Annotated in this window: 30 protein-coding genes; 24 read left to right on the top strand and 6 right to left on the bottom strand. The window is 60.5% G+C overall.

Features of this window, described 5'->3' with window-relative positions; genetic code table 11:
* Nucleotides 1–80: 80 nt before the first annotated feature.
* Both ACIQUG_RS27255 and ACIQUG_RS27260 read left to right on the top strand, forming a co-directional pair.
* Nucleotides 81–575 (top strand): hypothetical protein, encoded by a 495-nt coding sequence (locus tag ACIQUG_RS27255; protein WP_402325314.1) that lies wholly within the window; start codon nt 81–83, stop codon nt 573–575.
* 232 nt (nt 576–807) lie between these two features.
* Nucleotides 808–1,173: a hypothetical protein gene (locus tag ACIQUG_RS27260; RefSeq protein ID WP_402325316.1), complete on the top strand. Its 366-nt coding sequence runs from the start codon at nt 808–810 to the stop codon at nt 1,171–1,173.
* Nucleotides 1,174–1,274: 101 nt separating this feature from the next.
* Here the strand turns inward: ACIQUG_RS27260 and ACIQUG_RS27265 are convergent, their stop codons facing one another.
* The 4 genes from ACIQUG_RS27265 to ACIQUG_RS27280 form a co-directional block, all read right to left on the bottom strand.
* The gene (locus ACIQUG_RS27265) at nt 1,275–1,796 is read right to left on the bottom strand and encodes a hypothetical protein (protein WP_402325317.1); all 522 of its coding nucleotides are present in this window, start codon (nt 1,794–1,796) and stop codon (nt 1,275–1,277) included.
* 729 nt (nt 1,797–2,525) lie between these two features.
* Complete coding sequence (locus tag ACIQUG_RS27270) at nt 2,526–4,253, bottom strand: GIY-YIG nuclease family protein (RefSeq protein ID WP_402325318.1); 1,728 nt, start codon at nt 4,251–4,253, stop codon at nt 2,526–2,528.
* 80 nt (nt 4,254–4,333) lie between these two features.
* The gene (locus tag ACIQUG_RS27275) at nt 4,334–5,371 is read right to left on the bottom strand and encodes a PIN domain-containing protein (RefSeq protein ID WP_402325319.1); all 1,038 of its coding nucleotides are present in this window, start codon (nt 5,369–5,371) and stop codon (nt 4,334–4,336) included.
* 264 nt (nt 5,372–5,635) lie between these two features.
* Complete coding sequence (locus tag ACIQUG_RS27280) at nt 5,636–6,148, bottom strand: helix-turn-helix domain-containing protein (RefSeq protein ID WP_402325320.1); 513 nt, start codon at nt 6,146–6,148, stop codon at nt 5,636–5,638.
* Nucleotides 6,149–6,283: 135 nt separating this feature from the next.
* Between ACIQUG_RS27280 and ACIQUG_RS27285 the strand changes: the two genes are divergently transcribed.
* The 10 genes from ACIQUG_RS27285 (at nt 6,284) to ACIQUG_RS27330 (ending at nt 12,809) form a co-directional block, all read left to right on the top strand.
* Nucleotides 6,284–6,616: a helix-turn-helix domain-containing protein gene (locus ACIQUG_RS27285; protein WP_402325321.1), complete on the top strand. Its 333-nt coding sequence runs from the start codon at nt 6,284–6,286 to the stop codon at nt 6,614–6,616.
* 121 nt (nt 6,617–6,737) lie between these two features.
* On the top strand, nt 6,738–7,091 hold the full coding sequence (locus tag ACIQUG_RS27290; protein ID WP_402325322.1) for a hypothetical protein: 354 nt from the start codon (nt 6,738–6,740) through the stop codon (nt 7,089–7,091).
* Nucleotides 7,092–7,919 carry a ParB N-terminal domain-containing protein gene (locus ACIQUG_RS27295; RefSeq protein ID WP_402325323.1) on the top strand — a complete coding sequence of 276 codons (828 nt, stop codon included), beginning with the start codon at nt 7,092–7,094 and terminating at the stop codon, nt 7,917–7,919.
* Nucleotides 7,916–8,374, top strand: a complete 459-nt coding sequence (locus ACIQUG_RS27300) for a hypothetical protein (protein ID WP_402325326.1) — start codon at nt 7,916–7,918, stop codon at nt 8,372–8,374. Before ACIQUG_RS27295 ends, ACIQUG_RS27300 begins: the two co-directional genes overlap by 4 nt.
* On the top strand, nt 8,371–10,329 hold the full coding sequence (locus tag ACIQUG_RS27305) for a transposase domain-containing protein (RefSeq protein WP_402325327.1): 1,959 nt from the start codon (nt 8,371–8,373) through the stop codon (nt 10,327–10,329). The genes ACIQUG_RS27300 and ACIQUG_RS27305 overlap by 4 nt, the downstream gene beginning before the upstream one ends.
* A 124-nt stretch (nt 10,330–10,453) precedes the next feature.
* Nucleotides 10,454–11,482 carry an AAA family ATPase gene (locus ACIQUG_RS27310; protein WP_402325328.1) on the top strand — a complete coding sequence of 343 codons (1,029 nt, stop codon included), beginning with the start codon at nt 10,454–10,456 and terminating at the stop codon, nt 11,480–11,482.
* Entirely contained in the window at nt 11,479–11,784 is a 306-nt protein-coding gene (locus ACIQUG_RS27315; protein ID WP_402325330.1) for a hypothetical protein, read from the top strand. The genes ACIQUG_RS27310 and ACIQUG_RS27315 overlap by 4 nt, the downstream gene beginning before the upstream one ends.
* Complete coding sequence (locus tag ACIQUG_RS27320) at nt 11,781–12,068, top strand: hypothetical protein (RefSeq protein WP_402325331.1); 288 nt, start codon at nt 11,781–11,783, stop codon at nt 12,066–12,068. Before ACIQUG_RS27315 ends, ACIQUG_RS27320 begins: the two co-directional genes overlap by 4 nt.
* On the top strand, nt 12,068–12,253 hold the full coding sequence (locus tag ACIQUG_RS27325; RefSeq protein WP_402325332.1) for a hypothetical protein: 186 nt from the start codon (nt 12,068–12,070) through the stop codon (nt 12,251–12,253). The genes ACIQUG_RS27320 and ACIQUG_RS27325 overlap by 1 nt, the downstream gene beginning before the upstream one ends.
* Nucleotides 12,254–12,269: 16 nt before the next feature.
* Nucleotides 12,270–12,809 (top strand): host-nuclease inhibitor Gam family protein, encoded by a 540-nt coding sequence (locus tag ACIQUG_RS27330; protein ID WP_402325334.1) that lies wholly within the window; start codon nt 12,270–12,272, stop codon nt 12,807–12,809.
* Between the two features lie 5 nt (nt 12,810–12,814).
* Here ACIQUG_RS27330 and ACIQUG_RS27335 read toward each other — a convergent pair whose 3' ends face one another.
* Nucleotides 12,815–13,549, bottom strand: coding sequence for a hypothetical protein (locus ACIQUG_RS27335; RefSeq protein ID WP_402325335.1), 735 nt, complete (start codon nt 13,547–13,549; stop codon nt 12,815–12,817).
* Nucleotides 13,550–13,579: 30 nt separating this feature from the next.
* On the bottom strand, nt 13,580–14,296 hold the full coding sequence (locus tag ACIQUG_RS27340; RefSeq protein WP_402325336.1) for a hypothetical protein: 717 nt from the start codon (nt 14,294–14,296) through the stop codon (nt 13,580–13,582).
* Here ACIQUG_RS27340 and ACIQUG_RS27345 point away from each other — a divergent pair.
* The 12 genes from ACIQUG_RS27345 (at nt 14,254) to ACIQUG_RS27400 (ending at nt 22,246) form a co-directional block, all read left to right on the top strand.
* The gene (locus ACIQUG_RS27345) at nt 14,254–15,012 is read left to right on the top strand and encodes a regulatory protein GemA (protein ID WP_402325337.1); all 759 of its coding nucleotides are present in this window, start codon (nt 14,254–14,256) and stop codon (nt 15,010–15,012) included. The two genes, ACIQUG_RS27340 and ACIQUG_RS27345, sit on opposite strands and share 43 nt — an antisense overlap.
* Nucleotides 15,009–15,452 (top strand): ASCH domain-containing protein, encoded by a 444-nt coding sequence (locus tag ACIQUG_RS27350; protein WP_402325338.1) that lies wholly within the window; start codon nt 15,009–15,011, stop codon nt 15,450–15,452. The genes ACIQUG_RS27345 and ACIQUG_RS27350 overlap by 4 nt, the downstream gene beginning before the upstream one ends.
* A gap of 1 nt (nt 15,453) precedes the next feature.
* Complete coding sequence (locus ACIQUG_RS27355) at nt 15,454–15,654, top strand: hypothetical protein (RefSeq protein ID WP_402325339.1); 201 nt, start codon at nt 15,454–15,456, stop codon at nt 15,652–15,654.
* 1 nt (nt 15,655) lies between these two features.
* The gene (locus tag ACIQUG_RS27360; RefSeq protein WP_402325341.1) at nt 15,656–16,036 is read left to right on the top strand and encodes a helix-turn-helix domain containing protein; all 381 of its coding nucleotides are present in this window, start codon (nt 15,656–15,658) and stop codon (nt 16,034–16,036) included.
* Nucleotides 16,037–16,151: 115 nt separating this feature from the next.
* Nucleotides 16,152–16,772: a hypothetical protein gene (locus ACIQUG_RS27365; RefSeq protein WP_402325342.1), complete on the top strand. Its 621-nt coding sequence runs from the start codon at nt 16,152–16,154 to the stop codon at nt 16,770–16,772.
* Nucleotides 16,769–17,311 (top strand): hypothetical protein, encoded by a 543-nt coding sequence (locus ACIQUG_RS27370; protein WP_402325344.1) that lies wholly within the window; start codon nt 16,769–16,771, stop codon nt 17,309–17,311. Before ACIQUG_RS27365 ends, ACIQUG_RS27370 begins: the two co-directional genes overlap by 4 nt.
* A complete protein-coding gene (locus ACIQUG_RS27375) occupies nt 17,311–17,547 on the top strand; it encodes a TraR/DksA C4-type zinc finger protein (RefSeq protein WP_402325345.1) in 237 nt (78 codons plus the stop codon). Before ACIQUG_RS27370 ends, ACIQUG_RS27375 begins: the two co-directional genes overlap by 1 nt.
* Nucleotides 17,540–17,869, top strand: a complete 330-nt coding sequence (locus ACIQUG_RS27380; protein WP_402325348.1) for a DUF2730 family protein — start codon at nt 17,540–17,542, stop codon at nt 17,867–17,869. Before ACIQUG_RS27375 ends, ACIQUG_RS27380 begins: the two co-directional genes overlap by 8 nt.
* A gap of 1 nt (nt 17,870) precedes the next feature.
* On the top strand, nt 17,871–18,176 hold the full coding sequence (locus ACIQUG_RS27385) for a hypothetical protein (protein WP_402325350.1): 306 nt from the start codon (nt 17,871–17,873) through the stop codon (nt 18,174–18,176).
* A gap of 2 nt (nt 18,177–18,178) precedes the next feature.
* Nucleotides 18,179–18,772, top strand: coding sequence for a phage protein Gp27 family protein (locus ACIQUG_RS27390; RefSeq protein WP_402325351.1), 594 nt, complete (start codon nt 18,179–18,181; stop codon nt 18,770–18,772).
* Entirely contained in the window at nt 18,772–20,181 is a 1,410-nt protein-coding gene (locus ACIQUG_RS27395; RefSeq protein ID WP_402325353.1) for a terminase large subunit domain-containing protein, read from the top strand. Before ACIQUG_RS27390 ends, ACIQUG_RS27395 begins: the two co-directional genes overlap by 1 nt.
* Entirely contained in the window at nt 20,174–22,246 is a 2,073-nt protein-coding gene (locus ACIQUG_RS27400; protein ID WP_402325355.1) for a phage portal protein, read from the top strand. Before ACIQUG_RS27395 ends, ACIQUG_RS27400 begins: the two co-directional genes overlap by 8 nt.
* The last annotated feature ends 1 nt before the right edge of the window (nt 22,247 follow it).

Genomic DNA, 22,247 nt, shown 5'->3' on the forward strand with positions numbered 1-22,247 from the left:
GATTCCTCTTCCGCGCCAGATTCCTCTTCCGCGCCGCTACGCATTATCTTCGGAGCTGTACCGTCTGTCTTGAACGTCAGTTGATACACGCCCTTGGCGTCGTCGGTGCCTTCGCAGGTGGGAGTCGTCGGCCCGTTGAAGGGATTGCTGTAGGTGCAGCGGCCGGTAACTTGCCTGTCTTCAATCGGCACGCCCTCCTTGCCGCGATTGACGATAACCTTGTCGACACTCTGCAACTGTGTGTCCGCATCCGGCTTCTCACCTTCGATCCCGCTGAAGGTGACCGCGCCACCACCGGTGCCTATGATAACCGTGAAGCCGGTCCGGCCGTTGTTGTAGATCGATTGCAGCAGCTCGCCGCCGCACTGGCTTGTGAGGTCTTCCCCAGCGACGACCAGGCGCTCGCATGTTCCGGTCAGCATCGCCACGCCGATCATATCCTCAAGCCCTGCGGCCGAGGCTTCCGCGCCGAGGAGCGCGCCAACCGCAACGGATGCCGCAAACAGACTGGATCGAAGGCAGAATATCGCGCCCATGATGGCTCCCCCAAAGAACCGATGTACCTACAGTTGTAGCCAGCCTATAGCGGGACTGATTGCTTGGCCAGCGCCGCATGGGTGGCAATCCACCTGACACCGCGGCGCCTGAACGACATGTTCCGGCCATACCCGCAGATGCCGGAGCCTGACGCAAAACACCGCGCCTGATACCGCTCATGTCGGTCTCGGCGGTGTATGATAAGCAGGACCGGATGAACGAATCGACGCTCAAGGGCGTCGAAAGAGACGACATGCAGAAAGGCCCGAGATGACGGATGCGCAAAACGAATTGAAACTCAGCACCTTCAAGTTTCACGAACAGGCGGTCCGCGCCACGATCGGCGGCAAGCCCTTGACGCTTGATGCACTCGAACTCGGCGGCGAAATCCTGGTCGTCCTGACCTGGCTCGGCAACGCTGAGCGGACCCTGCGCAAGCCGGAATATGTGCTGCCTCTGAGCGCCGTAACGCACCAGGACCTCGGCAGCGATCCAGATGCCAAGTACAAATGGGCCATCAGCACGCCGCTGCCGCAATCACTTTTCGACGGCACCGCATCGCGGCCGTTCAGAAGACAGTTCGGCGTAAAGGCCGGGCCGGCGCTGACATTGCCGCTGAAGCCGACACAGCATTGAGGGCCTTGATCAAGCTCTGTCTATGGCAATGAGGGCGAAATGGCCGTCTCGACGTCGCTCCGGTCGTCCACGACGGCAAAAAGATGCCGAAGGTTACGCCATCACGGACTTTCATAGGAGAAGATTTCAAGATGCTCTGGAAACCGTGATGGCCGCATGTAGCTGCTGTGATAGCGCAGGACAACTTTCTTCATTTTCTGGCCGTCGTCAGTGAGCCAAACCGCCGCATCCGCCGTGTATGGAACCGATGCCCACTTCGCAGTGTAGTGCGCATTCGCCGAGGCAGCGGATGCCTTGTCCTTTACCAATTGGCAGGACGCGAATCTGGGGCCCGAATGATACGAAAGCGGTGGGGCTGCTTTCCGAACCCCATGCCGCTCCACTCCGTCGGCGTATCGCTCAAACTGCATATCGGCGGTCACTCGATACTCGTGATTGAGGGTTTGGCGACCATCTTCTACACCGAAGACCTTCGCCGAATACGTCTCAGTGGAACGCGTGGCGGCGTATGCCCTATTGACGACCGAACACGTCGGGTCGAGTTCGGATCCCGAACCGGCAAAAGCACGGCTTGCCGTCGTGATGGCGCAGAACATCGAAGCGCCGCCGACCAATACCGCCACCTTTAGTCCACCTCTCACGCATACCTCCCCGTTCAGATGAACGGGAGCAGTCTACCGAAGGCTGTAGCTTGTCAACATTTTCGATGGTGTCGGGTGAACTGGTCTCGGGATCGGTTGCCAAGCTCTTCCAAGTGGCCTCGACAACGCGCGTCTGGCTCACCCCATAGGCGCGGCTAACCAAGCGCCGTCCCAAAGCCGACGCAGGCGCGCTCGCCGAGCTTTGCAAACTGGTCGACAGTGTAGTCGTGCATGATCGCAAAGACGGAGGCTGTTGTCCGCCAAGGTTATCCGGAATTATCCGGGGGGATCGGGGGAGACCTCAAAATGGGCGGGGAATGGTTGAAAATCAACGAGTTGCCCGTGGGGATGAGCGGTCTTACGCGGGGCCTGGTTTTGACAGCCTGGTGTGGCAAAAAACCTCCAGTGCGACCACGACCGGCAAAATCGGGGGACCTTGCGGAGCGGTCTTCAACTAAAGCAAGCCGCCTTTGAGAAGTGTTCGAGAACCCGGAAACCGGCCTTTGAGGCCGCTTTAACCGCCTCGCCAGGGACGAAAACTTCCCGCCGAAAAGCGGTCAGCTTGCAATTCGAACATGCAAGCGACTTGCATGTTCGAACTTCCGAAGCTTTTATTTCACGCGATCAAAGACTTAAGTCTGACCTACACTGCCTTCCAACATGCAATACGGGTCTTGAAAGCGGCAGCTATTTGCACCTTCAGAGTGACGGTCACACGAAGCTTTTGGTTCGCGCAATTTCTTGTTCAATTAGGCTCTTCAATGACGGGAAGTCCAATTTAAAGAACTCCCTATTGTCAGCAAGGCGATAAGGGTCAAGCAACGCGTGTACGTTTTTTTCCAATGCTTCAGGATCGGGGTGTTGCCAATGCTCCACGACAATGAATGAGTTAGGCACGCCCGTAGCTGAGGAAATCTGGCTTGCCCTCTCCTCCGCAGTGGCTGACGTCCAACCGACTTTGTAAACCTCTTCCCGCATTACAGTGCACCTAAGGACATACAGCACGTTTCGGTCCGTCTTCCGCCCTTGCTCGGCTTGCGCAGCGGCATCCTCGGCATTCTTAGCGTACTGTTCAGCTAGCAATTTGGCCGAAGCGATCGTAGATTTGACATAGATCGGCCGAGGATCCTCGGACACGATTACTTTAGTTCGCTCCGACTTCACCCATGTCCTACCCTTGGCAATTTCTCCGTGCGGACCTTTGCCTGTCGCGTCTGGAGCCAGCCGTCGCCAATAACCTCCGGTCTCCACACCGTAATGGTTTGGTGTAAAGGACCGTACGGGCACTTTGTCGTCAGAAATGAAGTCTAGAGCTGCAACAGTCTTGAAGTACCCACCAAGTCCGCGACCGCCTTTTTTCCTCGTGGAGGGCGCCTTTTGCCCGCCAGAGACCGCTAGCGCCTTAGTAACCTGGACCTTGTAGGCGAAGTACGCGGGAAGCTGAAACATGGCCTCACTTAGCCGCCACATTACCTCAGTTCGTAGCGCTTGCTCTGCGTAAAATTTCTGCAAATGGTCCTTTTCTTCTCCCTCAGGCACATGCGTGAAGACATCGGGATCGTCACAAACAACATTAAACGTATTTTCACGCTCTGACATGTAGCACCTGCCTAGGTGCTTCTGAGTGATCAGGTCGATTTCACCAGCGATAATCGTTCTCTGTGCGGTCTCGGTTCCCTCAAGGGCCACCGGGGGGCCCATCCTATTCCCAGCGGCTTTGGAAGCCTCATCGAGAAATCGCTTCTTCCAAGGAGGCACATTTTTCTGCTCAATCTCCTGATCGTCTGCGAGCTCTTTTGCCCATTCCTCAGGGGGATATATTTCCCCACCAATAATGTACCAACCAAGATAATTGCCTCTACGCACCATAGAGAATCCGGAAATAACAAACTCTCTCCCAGCCGCAGAAAGAAAGGTAAAGTCTGTTATGTTACCGTTCACGGTAAAATGCAGAGCCTTACCTTCTGGAAGTTCCAAAAGTTTATCCAATGAGAAAAAATTACTTTCCTCTCCGGTAGCGTACTCGAAGAAATCTATTACGCTGAACAAATGATCTATTTCTTCAGCAGGCTCAGCGAATGGAGCGACGCTATTTGGATGAAGTCGAATTTCGCAGAAAGTTTCAAAATAATTGAAGCTCAGGGGTTGGTTGTATATTCCTGAGCTGGCATATCTGTGTGTGTACTCTACGCATAGTTCGTGCAGTATTTTGTCGACTGGATAGCCGGCACCGGTTGTTTTTATTCTTTCCAACACCTTTTTATATTCGAACACCAAGGCCTTTGAACTTTTGTCCAGAGCCCTACGCTGTTTGCGACTAAGTCCCTCTAGCATAGGATTTTTACCGTCTGGGCCGATGGAGTTTCTGTGATCTCGTGCAGCAAATGCCGGAATCTTTCTCAGCTCTTCGTAACGTTTCCCCCGCCCGCCTAGCGCCATCTGCTAACTCCTCCTTGATTTGATTTCTTTTGCGCGCTCGAGTTTCACAACTATTCGGCGCGGAACGGTTGCCGTCTGCGTTAGGTGTCGAGCATGTCCCACTCGTCACCCAGGACCCATCTCAAAGCGCTCAATTTCCCATTGAGCATTCCCCATTCAAAGTCGTCCCAGGGGCCAAGGTTTTCGATACCTACTTCGGCCTCAGTTCGTGCGGCAGCGTCTAAGGCGACTTTCCAGGTCCTCTTGGTGGTCATGCGGCGACGCTGCTTTGGCGTCGCCGCATCCCACTCCTCATTGGAGACAAGTTTTGTCTTTCCCCGCTCGATTGCTATTCGGTGGTTCCAGTGCCGGTTGTACCAAACTTGCAAATACAGCAGATGCTCAGCCTCGTTTATTTCGGAGAGACCGCGTACCTGCATCGCTCCGTAAAGCTCAAGGTCATAGTTGGCGAGAAGATCCTCATCGACATCGTTGAGTAGGTCCGCAAGCGAAATCCAATATCTCGAACGCTGCGCATCAAACAGCGAAAGTAGGTCTGGGTGGGGATCACGGTGATCACCGCCCTCTCGACCGAAATCAGCCTTGTTGTGGGTGACGAAAGAGAATTGATCATCGGGTCGATCCGCCTGGCTCAACTCGTCGGCATACGTCTCGATGATGACCGCATCAGCAATGCTATTCTTTTGCTTGTGACAAGGAGCCATATTGCGAAGCGCTCGGTCGGCGGCCCTTGCCTTGATCGCATCCGTCGCCGGGATGGCCACCGCCGCATGAAGCATTGCTTCGATCCGCTCCATAGAGGCGTTGACCGCTTCGCCTTTATAAACAGCAGAATGGTCTGCCTCGTTTAATGCTCTGATGGTTGCGTCAGTGCTGTTGTCATCGCCGAAGCGGCGTACGGCATCCTTCACGAGACTGAAATGCGCTTGGAGGCTTCGCTTGGCATCGCTGGCGACGCGATCCTTGTTTCGGGCGAACTCTTCGATAACTACCTGAGGTACGAGAAGCTCGATTTCACCCCCACGAATGACATCCTCAAGAGCCGCGATCACGGGCTGGTTCCTGTAATCCTTCGCGAGGTCCAACCAGACGCAAGTGTCTACAAGAATACGAAGCATTGGCATTTCACCTCTGGTAGAGACGCGCAGACCTTGCACGCAAACTAGGCGGGACCTAGCTTAGCAGTGCAATTTTACGGTGCCGAGGATAATTATGCGTATTTGAGGACTAAGGGTGCTGCCCCTGGCACCCATCTGCCGCGCCGCCCCGAGGCGTGTCGACCGGTTCAAACACAAAACCGAACTTTTCGAACATCCTGGCAAGACCGGGCGCGGTTCCATGTGTCTCTTGTTTCGTCTGATCCAAGCGCGGCTTGACGATCATTAGGCCGAGCGTTTCCCAGAGCCTGGGTCGCTTGCTGCTTCCGCCAATCGCTTCTTGAGCGAGTAACGCACCTGAGGAAGGAAGGCGTCCACCTCCTCCTGGTTGCCCATGTCTGAAACCAGAAGCCCTAGTTCATTGTGAAGTCTCGCTACCTCGACCCCAATACGCTCCTGCGGCAAACGCTGACCGGCATCGTTGAACTCGGCGACAACGATCCTGGCTAGTTTCTCGATGACAAACAGGATGAGTGGTGCAGCGCGCGACGTTCCGCCGGATAGCATCTCACCGGAACCCGTTACCAGCCAGCCGAGGCTTATCCCGTAGTTCTCTGTGTACGCGCGTAGAACGCTCGCGGTCGGTTCACTCTCTCCGCGTTCGTAAGACGCGAGGGCGCTTTTGCTAACACCAAGTGTACGAGCAAACTGCTCACGATCTGGATCTCCTAGCTGCCTTCTGCATTCGCGAAGGCGCGCGCCGAGCGGCGTCTTTGGTTCAGTTTCTGGGCGTGCCAAGCCTATACCTTAGTAAAACTGATTTCCGCTTTACAAAAACAGAATTCCGCTTTACTCCTTTCCATGAACACGGAACAAATCACCTATGAAAAGGGAGACCGGCCAGGGCCTCCCTCTTCACAACGAGGATTGACTATGCACCGCCCCCAAAGGACGGACAAGCCACGCGACCGCTCGGCCAACAAGCTGGAGGAGCTCGCATCTGTTAAGAGCAAGCTCCTCCTTGCTGGCTTCACACTCTACGACATCGATCGTCGTTACTACCTGCCGCGCGGGACCGCCGGAACGACGCTCCGCGAACCCAACATGGCAGGGGAACAGGCAATCGCCGCTGCTCTCGGTACAAAGGCGCACTTGTTGTGGCCGAGCCGTTACCAGCCCTCCGGTCAGCGGCGATCCCCTCAGCCGCGTGAGAACTATGAGCGCCCGCCAACCATGCGGCAACGCCAAAAGAAGGCGGGCGCATAGACATGGAAAACCCGTTCATCCCCTCCCGTTCACGGTTCTGCAATGCGGCCCAAACAGCGCTTTTGTTTAGCGTAGCGCTGTGCGGCCTCATCGCCGCAGCCATTGCCGTAGGGAAGCAGCTATGCTGAACCCCTACGACGAACATCAGCGTCTGGAAGTGATGCTCGCGTGCTGCGTTAAGGCAGTGCAGTCCCACTTCTCGCACATCGCCGTGCGCGACATCATCTGGCCGCCGCGTGACCTCTTCGACGCGGCGCTCGCCCGCCAGGTCGCAATCTACATCCTCCACATCGAGTTCGAAGTGCCGCGCCGCCGCATCGTGAAGATGCAGGCTCGGCAACGCACGTCCATTTCCTTCGCCATCCGCAAGATCGACGAGCGCCTTGGCTGCCCGGTCTTCGCCAGGGCGTACAGCCGCATGGCCGCCAAGGCGAAGGACATCTTCATGCAACAGTTGAGAAAGGCGGCAGCGTAAATGGCCGAGTTCATCCGCGCGAAGATTTCAGAGATCCATATCGGCGAACGCGCACGCCCGATCGACGAGGATCATGCTCAGGCCATCGGCGCCTCGATGGCCGAACGCGGCCAGATCAGCCCGATCATGGTCCGACGCACCCCGGCTGCGAACAAGGGGAAAACACCTCTCACGCTGGTCGCAGGCGGGCACCGCATTCGTGGTGGTACTATCATTGGCTGGGACGAGCTTGACGCGGTCGTAGTCGCTGCCGACGCCGTCGAAGCACAGCTCCTGGAACTCAGCGAGAACCTTTTCCGCAATGAGTTGTCCGCTCTCGATCGCGCAATCTTTGTTTTGAAGTTTCGCGAGCTTTGGGAAGAACAACACGGCAAGATTAACCCGAAGGGCGGCAGGCCTGCGAAACAGGGGCACGATGCCCCTGATATCTTCGCCGCCGGTAGAGAACTCGCAAAGCGCGTCCAGGAGCGGTTTGGCTTCGGGCCGGATACGTACAAGCGGGCCGTCCGGATCGGCACACACCTGCACCCTGCACTTCGCCAGGCGCTGCGAGGCTCGGACGGAGAAGACGATCAGTCTCTTCTCCTGACCCTCGCCAAAAAGGGGCCCACCGAGCAGGCCGGTATCGCGGTCGCCCTGCAGGCAGAGCCCAACATCAAGAAGGTAATGTCCTCACTCAAGGGCGAGCCGCCGAAAGCTGACCCGCAAGAGGCCGCTTTCGCCAAGCTCGTCGCCGCCTGGAAAACCGCCAACGAAGACACCCGGCGCCGCTTCCTCGCACATGCCGGCGACAGCCAGGACTTCTCCTTTCTGGAGGCCGCGGAATGAAGCGCGATCCCGCCCAATTCGACCTCTTCCTAGAGCCGCTTTTCCCGGTTCGCGTGCCCGTCGCGCGGATCGATATCGACCGCTACCGTTCGAAGATGAAACGCGCCATGGCCCGCGCCATTCGCGAATGTCCGTATGATCGACCGACGATCGCCGCGCGCATGGCCCAATACCTCGGGCTGCCGTCGATCAGCAAGGCGATGCTCGACGCCTACACGGCCGAGAGCAAGGGCGGGCATGACATCACGCTGCCGCGCTTCGCCGCCTTCGTTCATGCAACCGGCGCCATGTGGCTTTGGGATGAAGCCGTTTCCGAACAGGGCGCGACCCTGCTCGTCGGCGACGAAGCCCGCCTCGCCGAAATCGCCCGCCTTCAGCAAGAGCAAGAGAGCATCCGCCAGGAGCTGCGGTCTCTCAAATCTCGCCCCGTCACGATCAGGAGGACACGCACATGAAGGAGTGGCTCACGTCCTCCGAAATCGCGGCAGCTCGTCTGCCCGACCTGCCGCAGACCCGCCAGGGCATGGAGCTGATGATTGCCCAGTTCGGCTGGCGCTCGACCGACAAGGCACGGACCCGCGCCGGTCGCGGCGGCGGCTTCGAATATCACATTTCGCTGTTGCCCTCGGCCGCGCAGGTTCGGCTCCGGCATGCTCCGGATGCGGCCGGATGGGACGAGGCCCGCGCCCGGAAGAACCTCCTTTGGTCGCGCTTCAATTCCCTCTCGAAGGCACAGAAAGCGATCTGTGAAGAGCGCTTGAAGGTTATCAACCGCGTTGAGCAGCTCGTGAACGATCGCGGCCTGAACCGCACCGCCGCGATCGCTGTCGCAACGCTTGATGCTAACGTCCAGAAGTCGGCCTATTACGAGTGGCGCAAGGCCACCGAAGGCGTCGATCCGGAAGATTGGTTGGCCGCACTCGCGCCGAATACCGCGTCTGCTGACGGTGTCGTCGCGCAAGTCTCCGATTGCCACTCCGACGCCTGGGATTTCCTCAAGTCCGACTTCCTGCGCCCAGGCAAGCCTGGCTTTTCAGCGTGCTACCGCCGCATGATGACAGCAGCCAAGAAACACGGCTGGTCGCCGATACCCTCTGAGCGCTCGCTTCGTCGCCGTATGGACGCTGACGTGCCGAAGGCGATCCAAGTCGCGACCCGCGAAGGTTCCGATCGCGCCAAGACGCTTTACCCCGCGCAGCGCCGAACCCGCTCGCACCTGCATGCAATGCAGGCAGTCAACATGGACGGTCACAAACTCGACCTATTCGTTCGGCTTCCCGGCCGCGACAAGCCGACCCGCCTTTATCTGGTCGGCATCCAGGATCTCTATTCCGGTAAGATCCTTGCCTGGCGTCTCTCCGAAGCCGAGACTTGGGAAGTGGTGCGCCTGGTTGTCGGCGACATGGTCGAGCAGTTCGGCATCCCGGAGCGCATCTACCTCGACAACGGTCGGGCCTTCGCCTCGAAGAAGATTTCGGGTGGCACTAAGACCCGATACCGCTTCAAGGTCCGGCCGGAAGATCCGCAGGGGCTGCTGACGGCTCTGCAGATCGAGACCCATTTCGTACTACCCAAATCCGGCCAGTCAAAGCCGGTCGAGCGCGCCTGGGGCGACTTCGCCGAGAACGTGTCAAAGCACCCTACTTGCGCTGGCGCTTATACCGGGAAGAACCCCAATGAGAAGCCGGAGGATTATGGCACCTCCGCGATAGACATTGCCGACCTCTCTCGCCTCATCACCGAGGAAGTGGCCGAGCACAATGCCCGCATAGGCCGCAGGACCGAGACCGCAAAGGGCCGAAGCTTTGACGAGACCTTTGCCGAAAGCATGCGACTGCCGACCACGATCGTTCGCCAGGCGACCGAAGCACAGCGTTTCCTTTGGCTTCTCGCATCCGAAGCGATCCGAACCCACAAGGGCAGCGGCGAAGTCCACTTCATGGGCAACCGCTACTGGAGCCGCGAACTTAACCAGTACATGGGCAAGCAGGTGACGATCCGGTTCGACCCGGATCACCTGACGAAGCCTATCAAGGTCTACGACCTCGCCAATCGCTTCATCTGCGATGCGGATTGTATTGCCGACACCGGCTTCGACAATCAGGACGCTGCCCGCGAGCATGCCCGCAATCGCGCGGATTACCGCAAGGCGAATGCGGCCCTGGCGAAGGCGCACCGGAAGCTATCGCCCATGGAACTCGGCGCAATTCTGGAAAAGGGACGCAGGGCCGAGCGGCCCGAGCCGGTCCGACCGACTGTCACCCGCATCTTCACCGGCAACCTCGCGACCGCGCCTGCAGAGGCGATCAGCGACGACGAGTTTTCCGACGTTTTCTCGAAAGCCCTTTCCCGCGTGTCAGGCGGGGCTTCGATCCTCCCATTCTCGAAAGGGAATACGGCCGAAAAGTAAGGCGTCACGGCCGTCAGCATGAACCGAAATGTACTGAGTGCGGTTCCGACAAAAAAACAGGGCGGGAGTGCAAGTCCCGCCCAACAATCTGCCCCTCAGGGCATCTGAACGAGGAACCTTTTAGATGAATACACATGTGTCCACAAGTCCTGCAGCCGGTACCTGGGACCGGCCGACGCCATCGCAGGACTTCAAGGCAAAGCACTCCCACGAGGATGTTGCGGACTGGGAAGTGTTGAACGCCCGCGTTCGTGAGATCGCAGAGGCGAACAGCTTCACCAAAGCCGAAGCCGGCCGTCGCATCGGCATGTCATCGGCGACCTTCAGCCAGTGGTTTTCTGGCACGTACATCGGCCGGATCGAACCCTTCAACCGGCAGGTTCGCAACTGGCTCGAAGCATTTGACGAGGGGGTGAGCCTTGCCGCCACCATCCCGCAGTCGCCTGACTTCATCAACACAAAGATCAGCCGCGAGATCTTCGAAACCCTGCACTGGGCGCAGATGACAGCGGACATGGTCATGATCACCGTCGGCGCCGGCATGGGCAAGACGGCGACCTGCCGGCGATACTCTGCCACCAGGCCGCACGTCTTTCATGTCACCATCAGCCCCCACACCAAGACCGTTCACGGCATGCTTGTCGAGATCGCGGAAGAGATCGGCGTGCGTGAGGTGAACCCCGCGAAGCTGACGCGTGCGATCGGCGCCAGGCTTGCGCGAACTGGGGGCGGCACGCTGCTGATCGTCGACGAGGCGCAGAACCTCGTTGACGACGCCATCAACCAGCTCCGCCATTTCATGGACATCTACAAATGCGGCATCGCCCTCGTCGGGAACGAGGAGGTTTACACCCGCTTCAACAAGTCCAGCGGCGGGCCGAGCTACGCGCAGTTGAAGCGCCGTATCGGCAAGCGCCTAAAGCGCGCCACCCCTTACGTCGAAGACATCACCGCCTACATCGCCGCCTGGGGCGTGACCTCCGAGGACTGCGTGCAGTTCCTAACCGGCGTCGGCAAAAAGGGCGGCGCACTCGGCCAGATCGACAAGACCCTGAAGCTCGCCTTCATGGCCGCGATCGGCGCCGAGGAAGAATTGTCCCTGAAGCACCTGAAGGCAGCCTGGGCCAACCGCGACGTGGAGGATCTGCAGTGAGCAGCATCCTCGATAAAACCGCCAGCATCGCGATCCGCGAGCTGCAGGCAGATGTTCAGGCGCAGGCCACCAGCGGCACGGCTCTACCCGTTACGAACCTCCGCATGATCGTCGACCAACTGCGCACCATCGGTTCGCTCGTCGACTTGATGGAACAGGAACTCGCGGTGCATCGCCTGGGCGAACAGGGCCGCGCCGCTTTCGGCGTGCTTGAGGCTGCGGCCGGCGAGCTTCTCGATGAGCCGGCTCGTGTGGAGGACGGAAACGTCCTTCATCTCGATTTCGGCGGGAGGAAGCCATGAAGGTTTTTCCCCCTCAGGCCTCCGACCTGGCAGATGTCATCTACTGCCAGTTCTTGCCTTACGGCAAAAGCGGCGTCGAGCTTGCCCCGAAGGCAGTCGCCTCACTTCTGAAGAACCTGCTGACGATCCGCGCTCTGGCCCGCGAGCAGGAAGAGGAGATGCGGATCCTTGAGCTTCGGGTGACCACGTTCGACGACCGGGCACGGAACGCCGGCGAAACTACGGGTGACAACATCGTGCGGTTTCCGCTGCGCCTCGTTCCCTCGGATGGGGGCGCGGCGTGATGCTGCACATTTCTCCGACACGGACAATCCAGCAGGGTGCGCGCAACGTCGCGCGCGCTCTCACCCGCTACGAGAACGCGGCAGGGAGCCGCGACGAGCGGCCGGCACTGGCCGGCCTCATTGCCGCCTCGAAGGGCCTTCGGAAGGCCCTCCACGCCGACAAGCATCCACTCCACAAGGTTTGAAAGGAAACTACCCATTATGGCCAAGACAGCCAGAACCAAAACTGCCGGCGCCAATCTTCCCGTGCCCCAGGACAGGACCGAGGCGGCGGCGACCGTGGCGGCGATCGGCGAGCTGACGCGCCGCCTCACTCGCATGGAAGCGGACATGAACGATGCAATCTCAGCGGTAAAGGAACTCTATGAAGCCAAGGCCGCGCCGGTGAAGCTCGCGATCGCTGAGAAGACGGACGGGCTCTCCATTTGGGCAGAAGCCAATCGGGCGAAGCTAACGGGCGGAGAGAAAACGAAAACGGTTGATCTCGGAACCGGCGTCCTGCGTTGGCGGCTTCGCCCGCCATCGGTCAGCATCAGCAAGGTCACCGACACCCTTGAGCGTATCCGCTCGCTCGGCCTGCTGCAGTTCATCCGCGTGAAGGAAGAAATCGACAAGGAAGCGATGCTGCGCGAACCCGATCTAGCCCGCACCATCGCGGGCGTTCGGATCGGCTCGCCTGGTGAAGATTTCATCGTCGAGACCTTTGAAGCGGAGTTGTCTGCCGATGTCCCAGGGGCATGACGATGCTACAGGTCTATCTGATACATCTTGGCAATGCGCTCCATATCCTGCAGCACGACCGGAAGAACGTTCACGCAGTAGTCTACGTAGCCGTCGATGTTGTGAGGCCCACCCTCGTCCAACCAGTCGTCGAACACAAAATCGGGTTCGAACTCTTTGCCGTAGTATTTTTGGGCGGCTTGTATGTCGTCCGCAAGGAAGGCTGTGCGCTTCCTCAGATCCCAGATCGCGTACATGAGTTGGCCACCAAACAGCGCCTCACCTTCTTTAAAGTGCGGCAAGTCAAGGATGCCGCTAATCCTTGCGTAGAGGATCACAATTCTAAAGACGTAATCTCTAAAAGGCACCTCAACCAGCGCTCCCGCGTCGTCTTCTGTCGGCTGTCTTTTCGTTTGAGTAGTGATCGCGTGGGAGAGGCACTGGCGCAATTCACTGTATTGAGGTGTCAACGCCCGTTCCAGTTTCAACCTGTCCGATCGGGTAGCAAGTTCCATCGCTTGGTTGTGTCGAAGGTTCGCCTTTTCGTCGGCCACCTGCATCGTTCGGACCGTCCACCATGCGGCAGCCAGCGCAAGTACGCCGGTTATAAGCGTTTGAAAATCGAAGAGGATGTTTCGGACGAAGTTGCCACCTGCCTGCCCGTCAACCGTTCGAGGCTCTCCAGTAAAGATCAGCACGAATGCAATCGTTACGAAGACGAAGACGAGCGCGGTAGCAAAAGCGCGGTACCCAACAGACATTCTATCTCCTTTGCGACGACCCTCCGTCACTTAGCCCCGCCGATGAATGTTGGCTGCCCAACTTTCGAACTCGGCAGCAAGTTGTTCTTGGATGACCGCAAGGTAATCAATGAGGAGCTTGGTCCCGGCGTGTGGCGCCCAGCGCGCGACGCGTTCCACGTCCGGATTAACCGCCATAAGCAAGTCAAAATCCTCGCCGTAAGCGACGATTGCCAAATCGGCATGCTGACGACACCCCTCCAAAGTCGTCCGAAGTTGCGGCGTGAACAGGTGCGCACAGGCCGTAATCTCACTGCTTTTGAGTATTTCCAGCGTGACCCTGGCGGAGTTAACTGCCCAAACGAACGCCGTCGCAGATCCCGTCGTCCAGATGACCCCATCTTCTCGTACCTCTGGGTGCTCCGCAAACCGTCGGGCGTGATACGCCACGCCTCTCAGAGCTTTCGGCGCATAGTCGACGCACCGCATGATCGCGAGGTCATCGTTGCGCTGCAGCAACCACATTTGCTCATCGTGTCGGAGACGCTGGGCAAGCTCGGTTCGTCTCATCTCGCTGATTGTCGCCCACGCGGCAAAGACAGCCAAAACACCGGCGATGAGCGTTTGGTAGTGCTCGACAAAGCCACCAAGCGCATCCTCCTTTCCGCCAATCAGCGCCGGCGGGATGAGAAGGACGAAAATCACCAGCCCGACTGCAATCCAGAATGCATGTCGAACGCGTACGGCAAGATCATCATTTTCCTTCATCGACTCAGCTCCAAGTTGAGCCCACTCCGGCACAAATTTGTCTGCCGTTCAACCGCCTGCCTACCAGGAGCGATGTCGTGACTAACTCCACCACAGCAATTCACGTTGCCAAGAAGCAACTCGGCCTGGACGATGATACGTACCGTGCCAAGCTGAAGAACATCACCGGCAAGACATCGACGAAGGACATGACCGAAGTTGAGCGGCAGCAGGTGCTCACCGTGTTCCGCAACGAAGGCTTTCAGCCGGCGCCGAGCGCGCCTCGGCCGAACGGCCGCGCGAAGCTCACCGGCCGCTATGCCGGCAAGCTGCAGGCGCTCTGGATCGCCGGCTACAATCTCGGCATCGTCGAGAACCGCGACGACACAGCGCTGCTCGCGTTCGTCAAGCGACAGACTGGCATTGATCACGTTCGCTTCCTGAAGTTCGCCGATGATGCGGCAAAAGCAATCGAAGCGCTCAAGGGCTGGATGGCGCGAGAGGGCGGCGTCGTGTGGTCGAACGTGGACGCCCTCGCAAACTACGATCGCGCAGACGGCTACAAGATCGCCTGGGCGCAGTGGCGCAAGCTCTATCGGCCCGCGACCAGCACCTTGGCATTCCGCACGGCGGTGACCGACCTGACCGGCGTCCCCGCCGATCAATGCACCGCGAACGACTGGATCACGGTCATGAACGCCCTCGGCGAACGTATCCGGACACAGGCAGGTGCATGATGGTCGCCTATAGCTTCAAGCCCTTCTTCGAACCGCAGGTCGCAACCGGCATCAAGTTGCAGACGGTACGCAGCCAGCGCCGCCGGCACGCTAGGCCTGGCGAAGCGGTGCAGCTCTATGTCGGGCTGAGGACGCGGTTCTGCCGCAAGATCGTTGATCCGGATCCGATCTGCACCGACACGCTGCCGATCGTCATCGAGACCAGCAGCCTGATCGAGAGCATCATTGCCGCGATCGACATCAACGGCCGGCAGCTCCACCGCGACGAGATCGAGGAATTTGCCCGTGCCGATGGCTTCGCTCCCGAGCGTATCAACGGCCTGGCGCTCGACATGTTCGGCAAGACCGCGCGAGACAACATGGGCGCCTTCTGGAAAGCCAACCACGCGATCGGTCGATTTTCCGGCGAGCTGATCAAATGGACGCCGCGAGGGGCATGAGATGCACAGCGCCGCGCCCCTCCCGCTTTTCACATGGCAAGAGGACGCGGCGCTCGGCCGGCTGCGGGCCGAACGGGCGGAGCTTAACCGGCGGATCGCGGCCCTCCCGAAAATGAGCCACCGGCGGGTGGCGCTCACCGAACGAATGAAGGCACTGACCGCGCGAGAGCTGAAGCTCACGCTTGCTGGTCGCGAGGACTGAGATGACCGACACGGCAACCACCAACACGCCCAAGCCGCCCGCCAACCTCGCCCCCTATGTCGAGGCGATCGGCGCGGATGACGCGGCCAGGCTCTTCCTCGCGCTCGGCGGAACGATCATCTATCTGCCGAAGGATCGGGCCACCGCCCGCAGCCGTGCGGCGCAGGTAATTGGAGTCCGCAAGGTCGAGGCGCTTGCCGCCAGGCTCGGAGTGGACTACGTAAAGGTGCCGCTCGCCAAGACTTGGATCGCCGAGCTGATGTTCGCCCAAGGCGAAAGCATCGCCGAGATTGCCCGCACGGTCCGGTCAGACGTGTCGACGGTACGCCGGTGGCTCGGCCCCTCCAATGGCGAGCGGCAGATGGACCTTTTCACCGCATAACGCAAATCACTGACTTAGCTGCGTCAATGAACAGGACGCGGCAACCCTGACATTTTGAGCCCTATCCACGGCGCGCCACAACGGCGCGCCGCTTGCATCGGAGGCGGGCTCAATCATGAACGATCCCTTCTACATCTATCGGCCAGGTCTTGACCTTCTCGGTCTATCCGAGGGCACGGACAAGAAGCGCGGCTATAACGAGACGCTGGCCTACGGCGCCTATACGGACGGCGATCGCAACCTGGTCGCAATGACGCTCGACCAGATCGACCAGCTTCAGACCAGGATGCTGCAGCATCCGAAGAACTATCTGAACTCCTCGGCTCTCGGCCGCTATCAGGTCGTCCGCACCACGTTGCGCAAGCTCAAGGCATCGTTGAAGCTCAGCGGCGCCACGCTGTTCGACAAGGCGCTCCAGGACCGTTTGGGCGTCGAGCTGATGCGCGGGCGCGGCATCGACATCTGGCTTGCCGGCGACATGAGCGAAGATGCGTTGATCAACGCGCTCGCCAAGGAGTGGGCTTCTCTTCCGACCACCGCCGGTATCGGTCACTACGACGGCCAGCGCGCGTCCGTGTCGGTCGTGCGGGTGCGCCAGGTGCTGGCCGACATCCGGCGCCGTCGCAGCGACCCCACTCCGAAGCTGGCGCCCGTCGAAACCGGCAGCAAGCCCGTTCCCTCCGATGACGGTTTCCTCGTCCGCTTCCTCAAGGCGATCTTCGGGGTGAAGGCATGAGCGTGATCGGCACGATCCTTATCGCGGCGGCCGAGAAGGTCGCCGCTCCTCTTGTGAAGTCCATCCTGGTCGGCAAGCTCGGGCGTTCGGATGAAGGCCTGGTCGACGCCGTCATTGACAAGGTAGCGGGCAAGCTCGGCGTTGAACCGGAAGCGGTCTCCGCCGAGCCGCCCGAACGCCTGGAGGAAGCTGTTCGCCAGGTTGAAGCCGAGGCGCCCGAAATGCTTGCCGTTTGGGAGGCCGGTCTCAAAGGGCAATTCGCCCTGCTTCAAGCTGAGCAGAAAGAAGGCTTCTGGCCGAGCGCCTGGCGCTGGGGCTGGATGTATCTGCTCGCCGTGATGTGGTTCGTGCGCCTCATGATCGTGCCCGTGGTTGACGCGATTGCCGGTTTCGACATCGCCTCGGGCATGGACTTCACCGTCATGATGACGCTGACCGGCTGGTTCATCAGCCTCTACATGGGCGGCCACACCTTGAAGGAACTCGGCACCTCGGCCGTCCAGGCGGTGAAAGCCTACCGTCAAGGAGGCCGGGGCTGATGCGGGCAAGCAAGCGCGACCTGGAACTGGCCGAGGAGCTGGTCGAGCGCGAGCGCGAGGCGGCGATCGCCCGCGCCAGCGCCGAACTTAACCAGCCCGGCTCTAAGACCTGCCGTGATTGCGGCGGGCCGATCGAACCGAAGCGGCGGGCGGCCCTGCCGTCAGCGCGCACATGCATCGAATGCGCGACGGCGGTGCGGCCGTTCTTCGCGGGCAACGGAGGCAGCCATGATTGAAGAAGTCATCCGTGGCTGGTCGGGTCCGGTCGCCTCGCTGCTCGCCGTCACCAGCATGATCTACACCTGGCTGACGGCCCGCTCGAAGACGAACGAGGACAAGATCAACGGCCACGAACGGAAGCTGATCGAGCACGATCGGCGCATCCAGGCGGTGGAGGGTGACGTCAAGCACCTGCCAACCAAAGACGATTTCAACGAGCTGAAAGTCTCCCTGGAGGCGATCAAGGGCGACATGGGCCAGATCCGCGAGAGCAGCGCGGCGTCCGGACGCGCAGTTCGCCGCGTCGAAGAGTGGCTGATGAACAGGGACAAGGCGTGAGATGACGACGGACAAGTACAAAGACTACCTGGTTGAAAAGGGCCGGCTGGTGATCCTCCAGGTCATCGCCCGTGAGTTCAACGGCCATCTTCGCGAAGACCTCCTGCAGAAGGCGCTCGACGTCAACTTCATCTCTCGCTCGATCGAGTGGGTCCGCACCCAGCTTCGCAAGTTGGAGGAACTGGACGCGGTCACGATCACCGAAGACAAGGGCAAGCTGATTGCCGGCATCACCTCGACCGGCCGCGCCCACATCGATAGACGGTCGCCGCTCGATGGCGTGGCCTGGCCCGAAGACGAGGGCTGATCATGGCCGACGAGCCTTCCTCGAATGAAGCTGGGCGCCAACAGGGACGCGGTCGGCTCTCCACATTGGAGATGCTGCCGGAAGAAGCCGAAGCCGATCTCGTCTGGCTCAATGAAGAGCTGCGCGAGAGCAAGCGCCCGCAGGTCGCGATCCTCGCTGAGTTCAACTCCAGGCTCGCCGATCGCGGCATTGCGCCGATCTCGAAGGGCACGTTTTCCCGCTACTCGGTCAAGAAGGCCCGGCAGTGGCGGGAGTATGACGAACGCCTGCGTCTCTCGAAGGCGCTCTGCGAGGGCATGGGACCGGACGGCGCCGACACGATGACCGTCGCGATCTCAGAACGGCTCAAGATGGCCGCTGACGAACTCCTGGCAAAAGGCAACCTGTCGGCCAAGGAGATCGCGGCGCTCGCCAACGCAAACCGTGCCGCCGTGACAGCGCAGCGCCACTCGGCCGAGCTGCGCCGACTGCTCGAAGCAGAGTACGCCGAGCGCTTGAAGAGGGCGGCGCAGGATGTCGCCGGCATTGCCAAGAAAGCCGGTGTCTCTGACGAGACCATGGAAGAGATCAATCGTCGCCTCGTGGGCGGTGCCTGATGGGTCGCGCGCTTCGCATCCCTGCAGACAAGACGGCCATTTTTCTTCCCTACCAGGCGCGCTGGATCCGTGACAATTCTCGTCTGAAGCTGATGGAGAAAAGCCGACAGATCGGTCTCTCCTGGTCGACAGCCTATGCGACCGTTTCGCGGACTGCTCTGGCTTCGGCCAGACACGATCAGTGGGTGTCGTCCCGCGACGACATCCAGGCGCGGCTATTCCTGGAAGACTGCAAGCTTTGGTCGGGCAACCTTGAGCTTGCCGCACGTGACCTCGGCGAGCTGGCGCTCGATGCCGAGAACAAGCACACCGCCTACACGCTGCGCTTCGCCAACGGCAAGCGCATCCATTCGATGAGTTCCAATCCGGACGCACAGGCAGGCAAGCGCGGCGGGCGCGTGCTCGACGAGTTCGCCCTGCATCCGGATCCGCGCAAGCTCTGGTCGATCGCCTATCCGGGCATTACCTGGGGCGGCTCGATGGAAGTGATCTCGACCCACCGCGGATCGAAGAACTTCTTCAACCAGCTCGTCCGCGAGTACAAGGAAAGCGGTAACCCGAAGAAGATCAGCCTGCACACCGTCACACTTCAAAACGCGCTCGACGACGGCTTCCTCTACAAGCTGCAGCAGTCGCTTCCTGATGACGACGAGCGGCAGGAGATGGACGAGGCTGCATACTTCGACTGGGTGAAGGGCGGTGCGGCCGACGAAGAAAGCTTCCTGCAGGAGTACATGTGCCAGCCGGCCGACGACGACGCGGCCTTCCTGGAATACGACCTGATTGCGGGCTGCGAGTATCCGGCCGAGATCGACTGGAGCATTTGCGAGGGCGGCGAGCTTTATGCCGGTGTCGACATCGGCCGCAAGCGCGACCTGACCGTACTCTGGATCCTCGAAAAACTCGGCGACGTTCTTTACACCCGCTATGTTCTGACGCTCAAAAACATGAGCAAGGCCGAGCAGGAGAAGGCGCTCTGGCCGCTGATGCAGCGCTGCCGGCGCACTTGCATGGATGCGACCGGTCTCGGCATCGGCTGGGCGGACGATGCGAAGCTGAAGTTCGGCGATTACGCCGTCGAAGCGGTGACCTTTTCCACCCGCGTCAAAGAGGCCCTGGCCTACCCAGTGCGCTCGCGCTTCGAAGCCAAGACCCTCCGCATCCCCTATGACCAACACATCCGCGCCGATCTGCGCTCGGTCACAAAGCAAGTGACGGCATCCGGCAATATCCGCTTTACCGCCGAGCGCACACCCGACGGTCACGCCGACCGTTTCTGGGCGTTGGCGTTGGCGATCGAGGCAGCATCCGGTGCGCAGGGCGGACGCTGGATCCCGATGACCGGACACCTTGCGCAACAGCAGCAACAAAGCGAACTCGAAAAGAATTGGATACCAGGCGATGTTTGAGTGGTTCTCGAAGGCGCTGAACTCGATGCGGCACGCTCCCCGGCCGCTCGTCTCCAGCGGGCTCTTGCGCCGCACCCGTTTCGACTATCGCAGTGAGGTCGGCGATTGCCTGGACGCGTCCGTGGTCACCGGCCCGATCCAGTGGATCCAGCGCGCGCTTCCCGAGGCGCGACTAACAGTGATGCGCTACGGCCGAGGCGGCAAGGTCGAAGAAATTGCCGACCACGGCGCGATGTCGCTCATTTCCCGCCCGAACCCGTTTTACGGCGATCTCGCCCTCTGGTCGGGCACGATCTTGAGCTATTGCACCGCCGGGAATGCTTATTGGCTGAAGGCGCGCAACGGCATCGGCCGGCCGGGCGAACTCTGGTACGTTCCGCACTGGACGATGAAGCCTTACGGAGCTGAAGACGGCAGCACGCTGCTGTCGCACTACATGTATTCGCCAGGCGCCGGCTTCGAGCCGGAGAAAATCGACCCGGCCGATGTCGTCCATTTCCGCCATGGTATCGATCCGCGCGATCCGCGCCTCGGCATTTCGCCACTCGACGGTGCAATCCGCGAGATCTTCATGGACCTGGAAAGCTCCAACTTCGTCGCATCGCTCTTGCGCAACATGGGCGTGCCTGGCGTGGTGATCAGCCCGAAGGCCGGCGGCATGGTCGCGGCCGACGATGTCGAAGCCACGAAGGCATGGTTCAAGCAAGCCTTCAGCGGCGATCGGCGCGGCGGTCCCCTGGTCATGGGCGCGCCGACCGACGTCTCGCCCTACGGCTTCAACCCGCAGCAGATGAACATGTCTGAAGCGCGAGACGTCGCAGAAGAGCGCGTCTGCGCCAGCCTCGGCATCCCGGCCGCCGTCGTCGGCTTCGGAGCCGGCCTGCAGTCGACCAAGGTCGGGGCGACGATGAAGGAGATGGCGAAGCTCGCCTGGCACAACGGTGTGCTGCCGATCGGCCGCGTCTTCGCCGACGAAATCGACCGATCGCTTATTCCGGATTTTGGCCCTGTGACCGGCCGGCTTAAGACCGTCTGGGACACGGCCGACGTGCTGGCACTTGCTGACGACGAGGACAAGGAAACCGAACGCTGGAGCAAGCGCGTCCAGGGCGGCTGGGCCATGGTCGCGGAAGCACGTGCCGCTGCGGGCCTGGACGTCGACGACAGCCACCGGATCTACTTGCGTCCGATCTCGGCGATCGAGGTGCCTGCAGGCGAGACCGGGCGCCGGCCGGGAGATGACCAGCCGCCAAAAGAGCGCGGCGAGAAGGCCCAGGCTTCTGTCCAGGCGCGCCAACGCGCCACGGCCTATCTGCGCATGCTGGCGGCCCAGGAGGAGCCGCGTTCGAAGGCTTTCGAAAAGCAGTTGAAGGCCTTTTTCAAGGAGCTTGGAAAAGCTGCGCGCCAGGTCGCCGTGCCGCTCCTCGAGGAGGAGTTTCCGAAGGGCAAGACCCACATCGAGAAGGGCGATGATCTGCTGGTTGCGCGGATCCTCGACAAGCTCGGGATCTCGACGCACTGGACGACGTTCCGGCAGCTCTTCGAGGCGCAGTATCTCGAAGTCGCCAAGGAGGTTTCAGGCGCGGCCGAACTGGCGGGGATCTCCGGGAGCTTGCCCGACCCGGTCGCCCGCGCTGTCGCCGGCGCCGGTGGGCGGCGGGCCGGCCTGATCGACCTCTCTGCTCAGTCTCGCGCCGCTTTGTTCGATGCGATCGCCGAGGGACGAGCCGAAGGCGAAGGCGTGCCGCAGCTCGCCAGCCGCATCGCCGGTCACATCGAGGCCGGTCCCTGGGCCAGCCCCGAGACGCGCGCCAGGACGATCGCCCGCACCGAAATAAAGTATGCGCAGAACATCTCGACGATCGAGCGCGGGCGTGCCGCCGGCGTCGAGAGCTTCGTCATCTTCGATGGCCGGCTGGGACCAGGGCGATCGCTGCCCAGCCACATCGCACGCCACGGCGACATCGCCACTGCAGACCAGGCGGCGCAGATGGCCGCCGACGAACACCCGAACGGAACGTTGAGCTTCGCGCCGCACTTCGGCGACGACCAGGACGAGGAGTAAC

The organism is Ensifer sp. NPDC090286 (assembly GCF_044769565.1).
Classification (GTDB): Bacteria; Pseudomonadota; Alphaproteobacteria; order Rhizobiales; family Rhizobiaceae; genus Ensifer.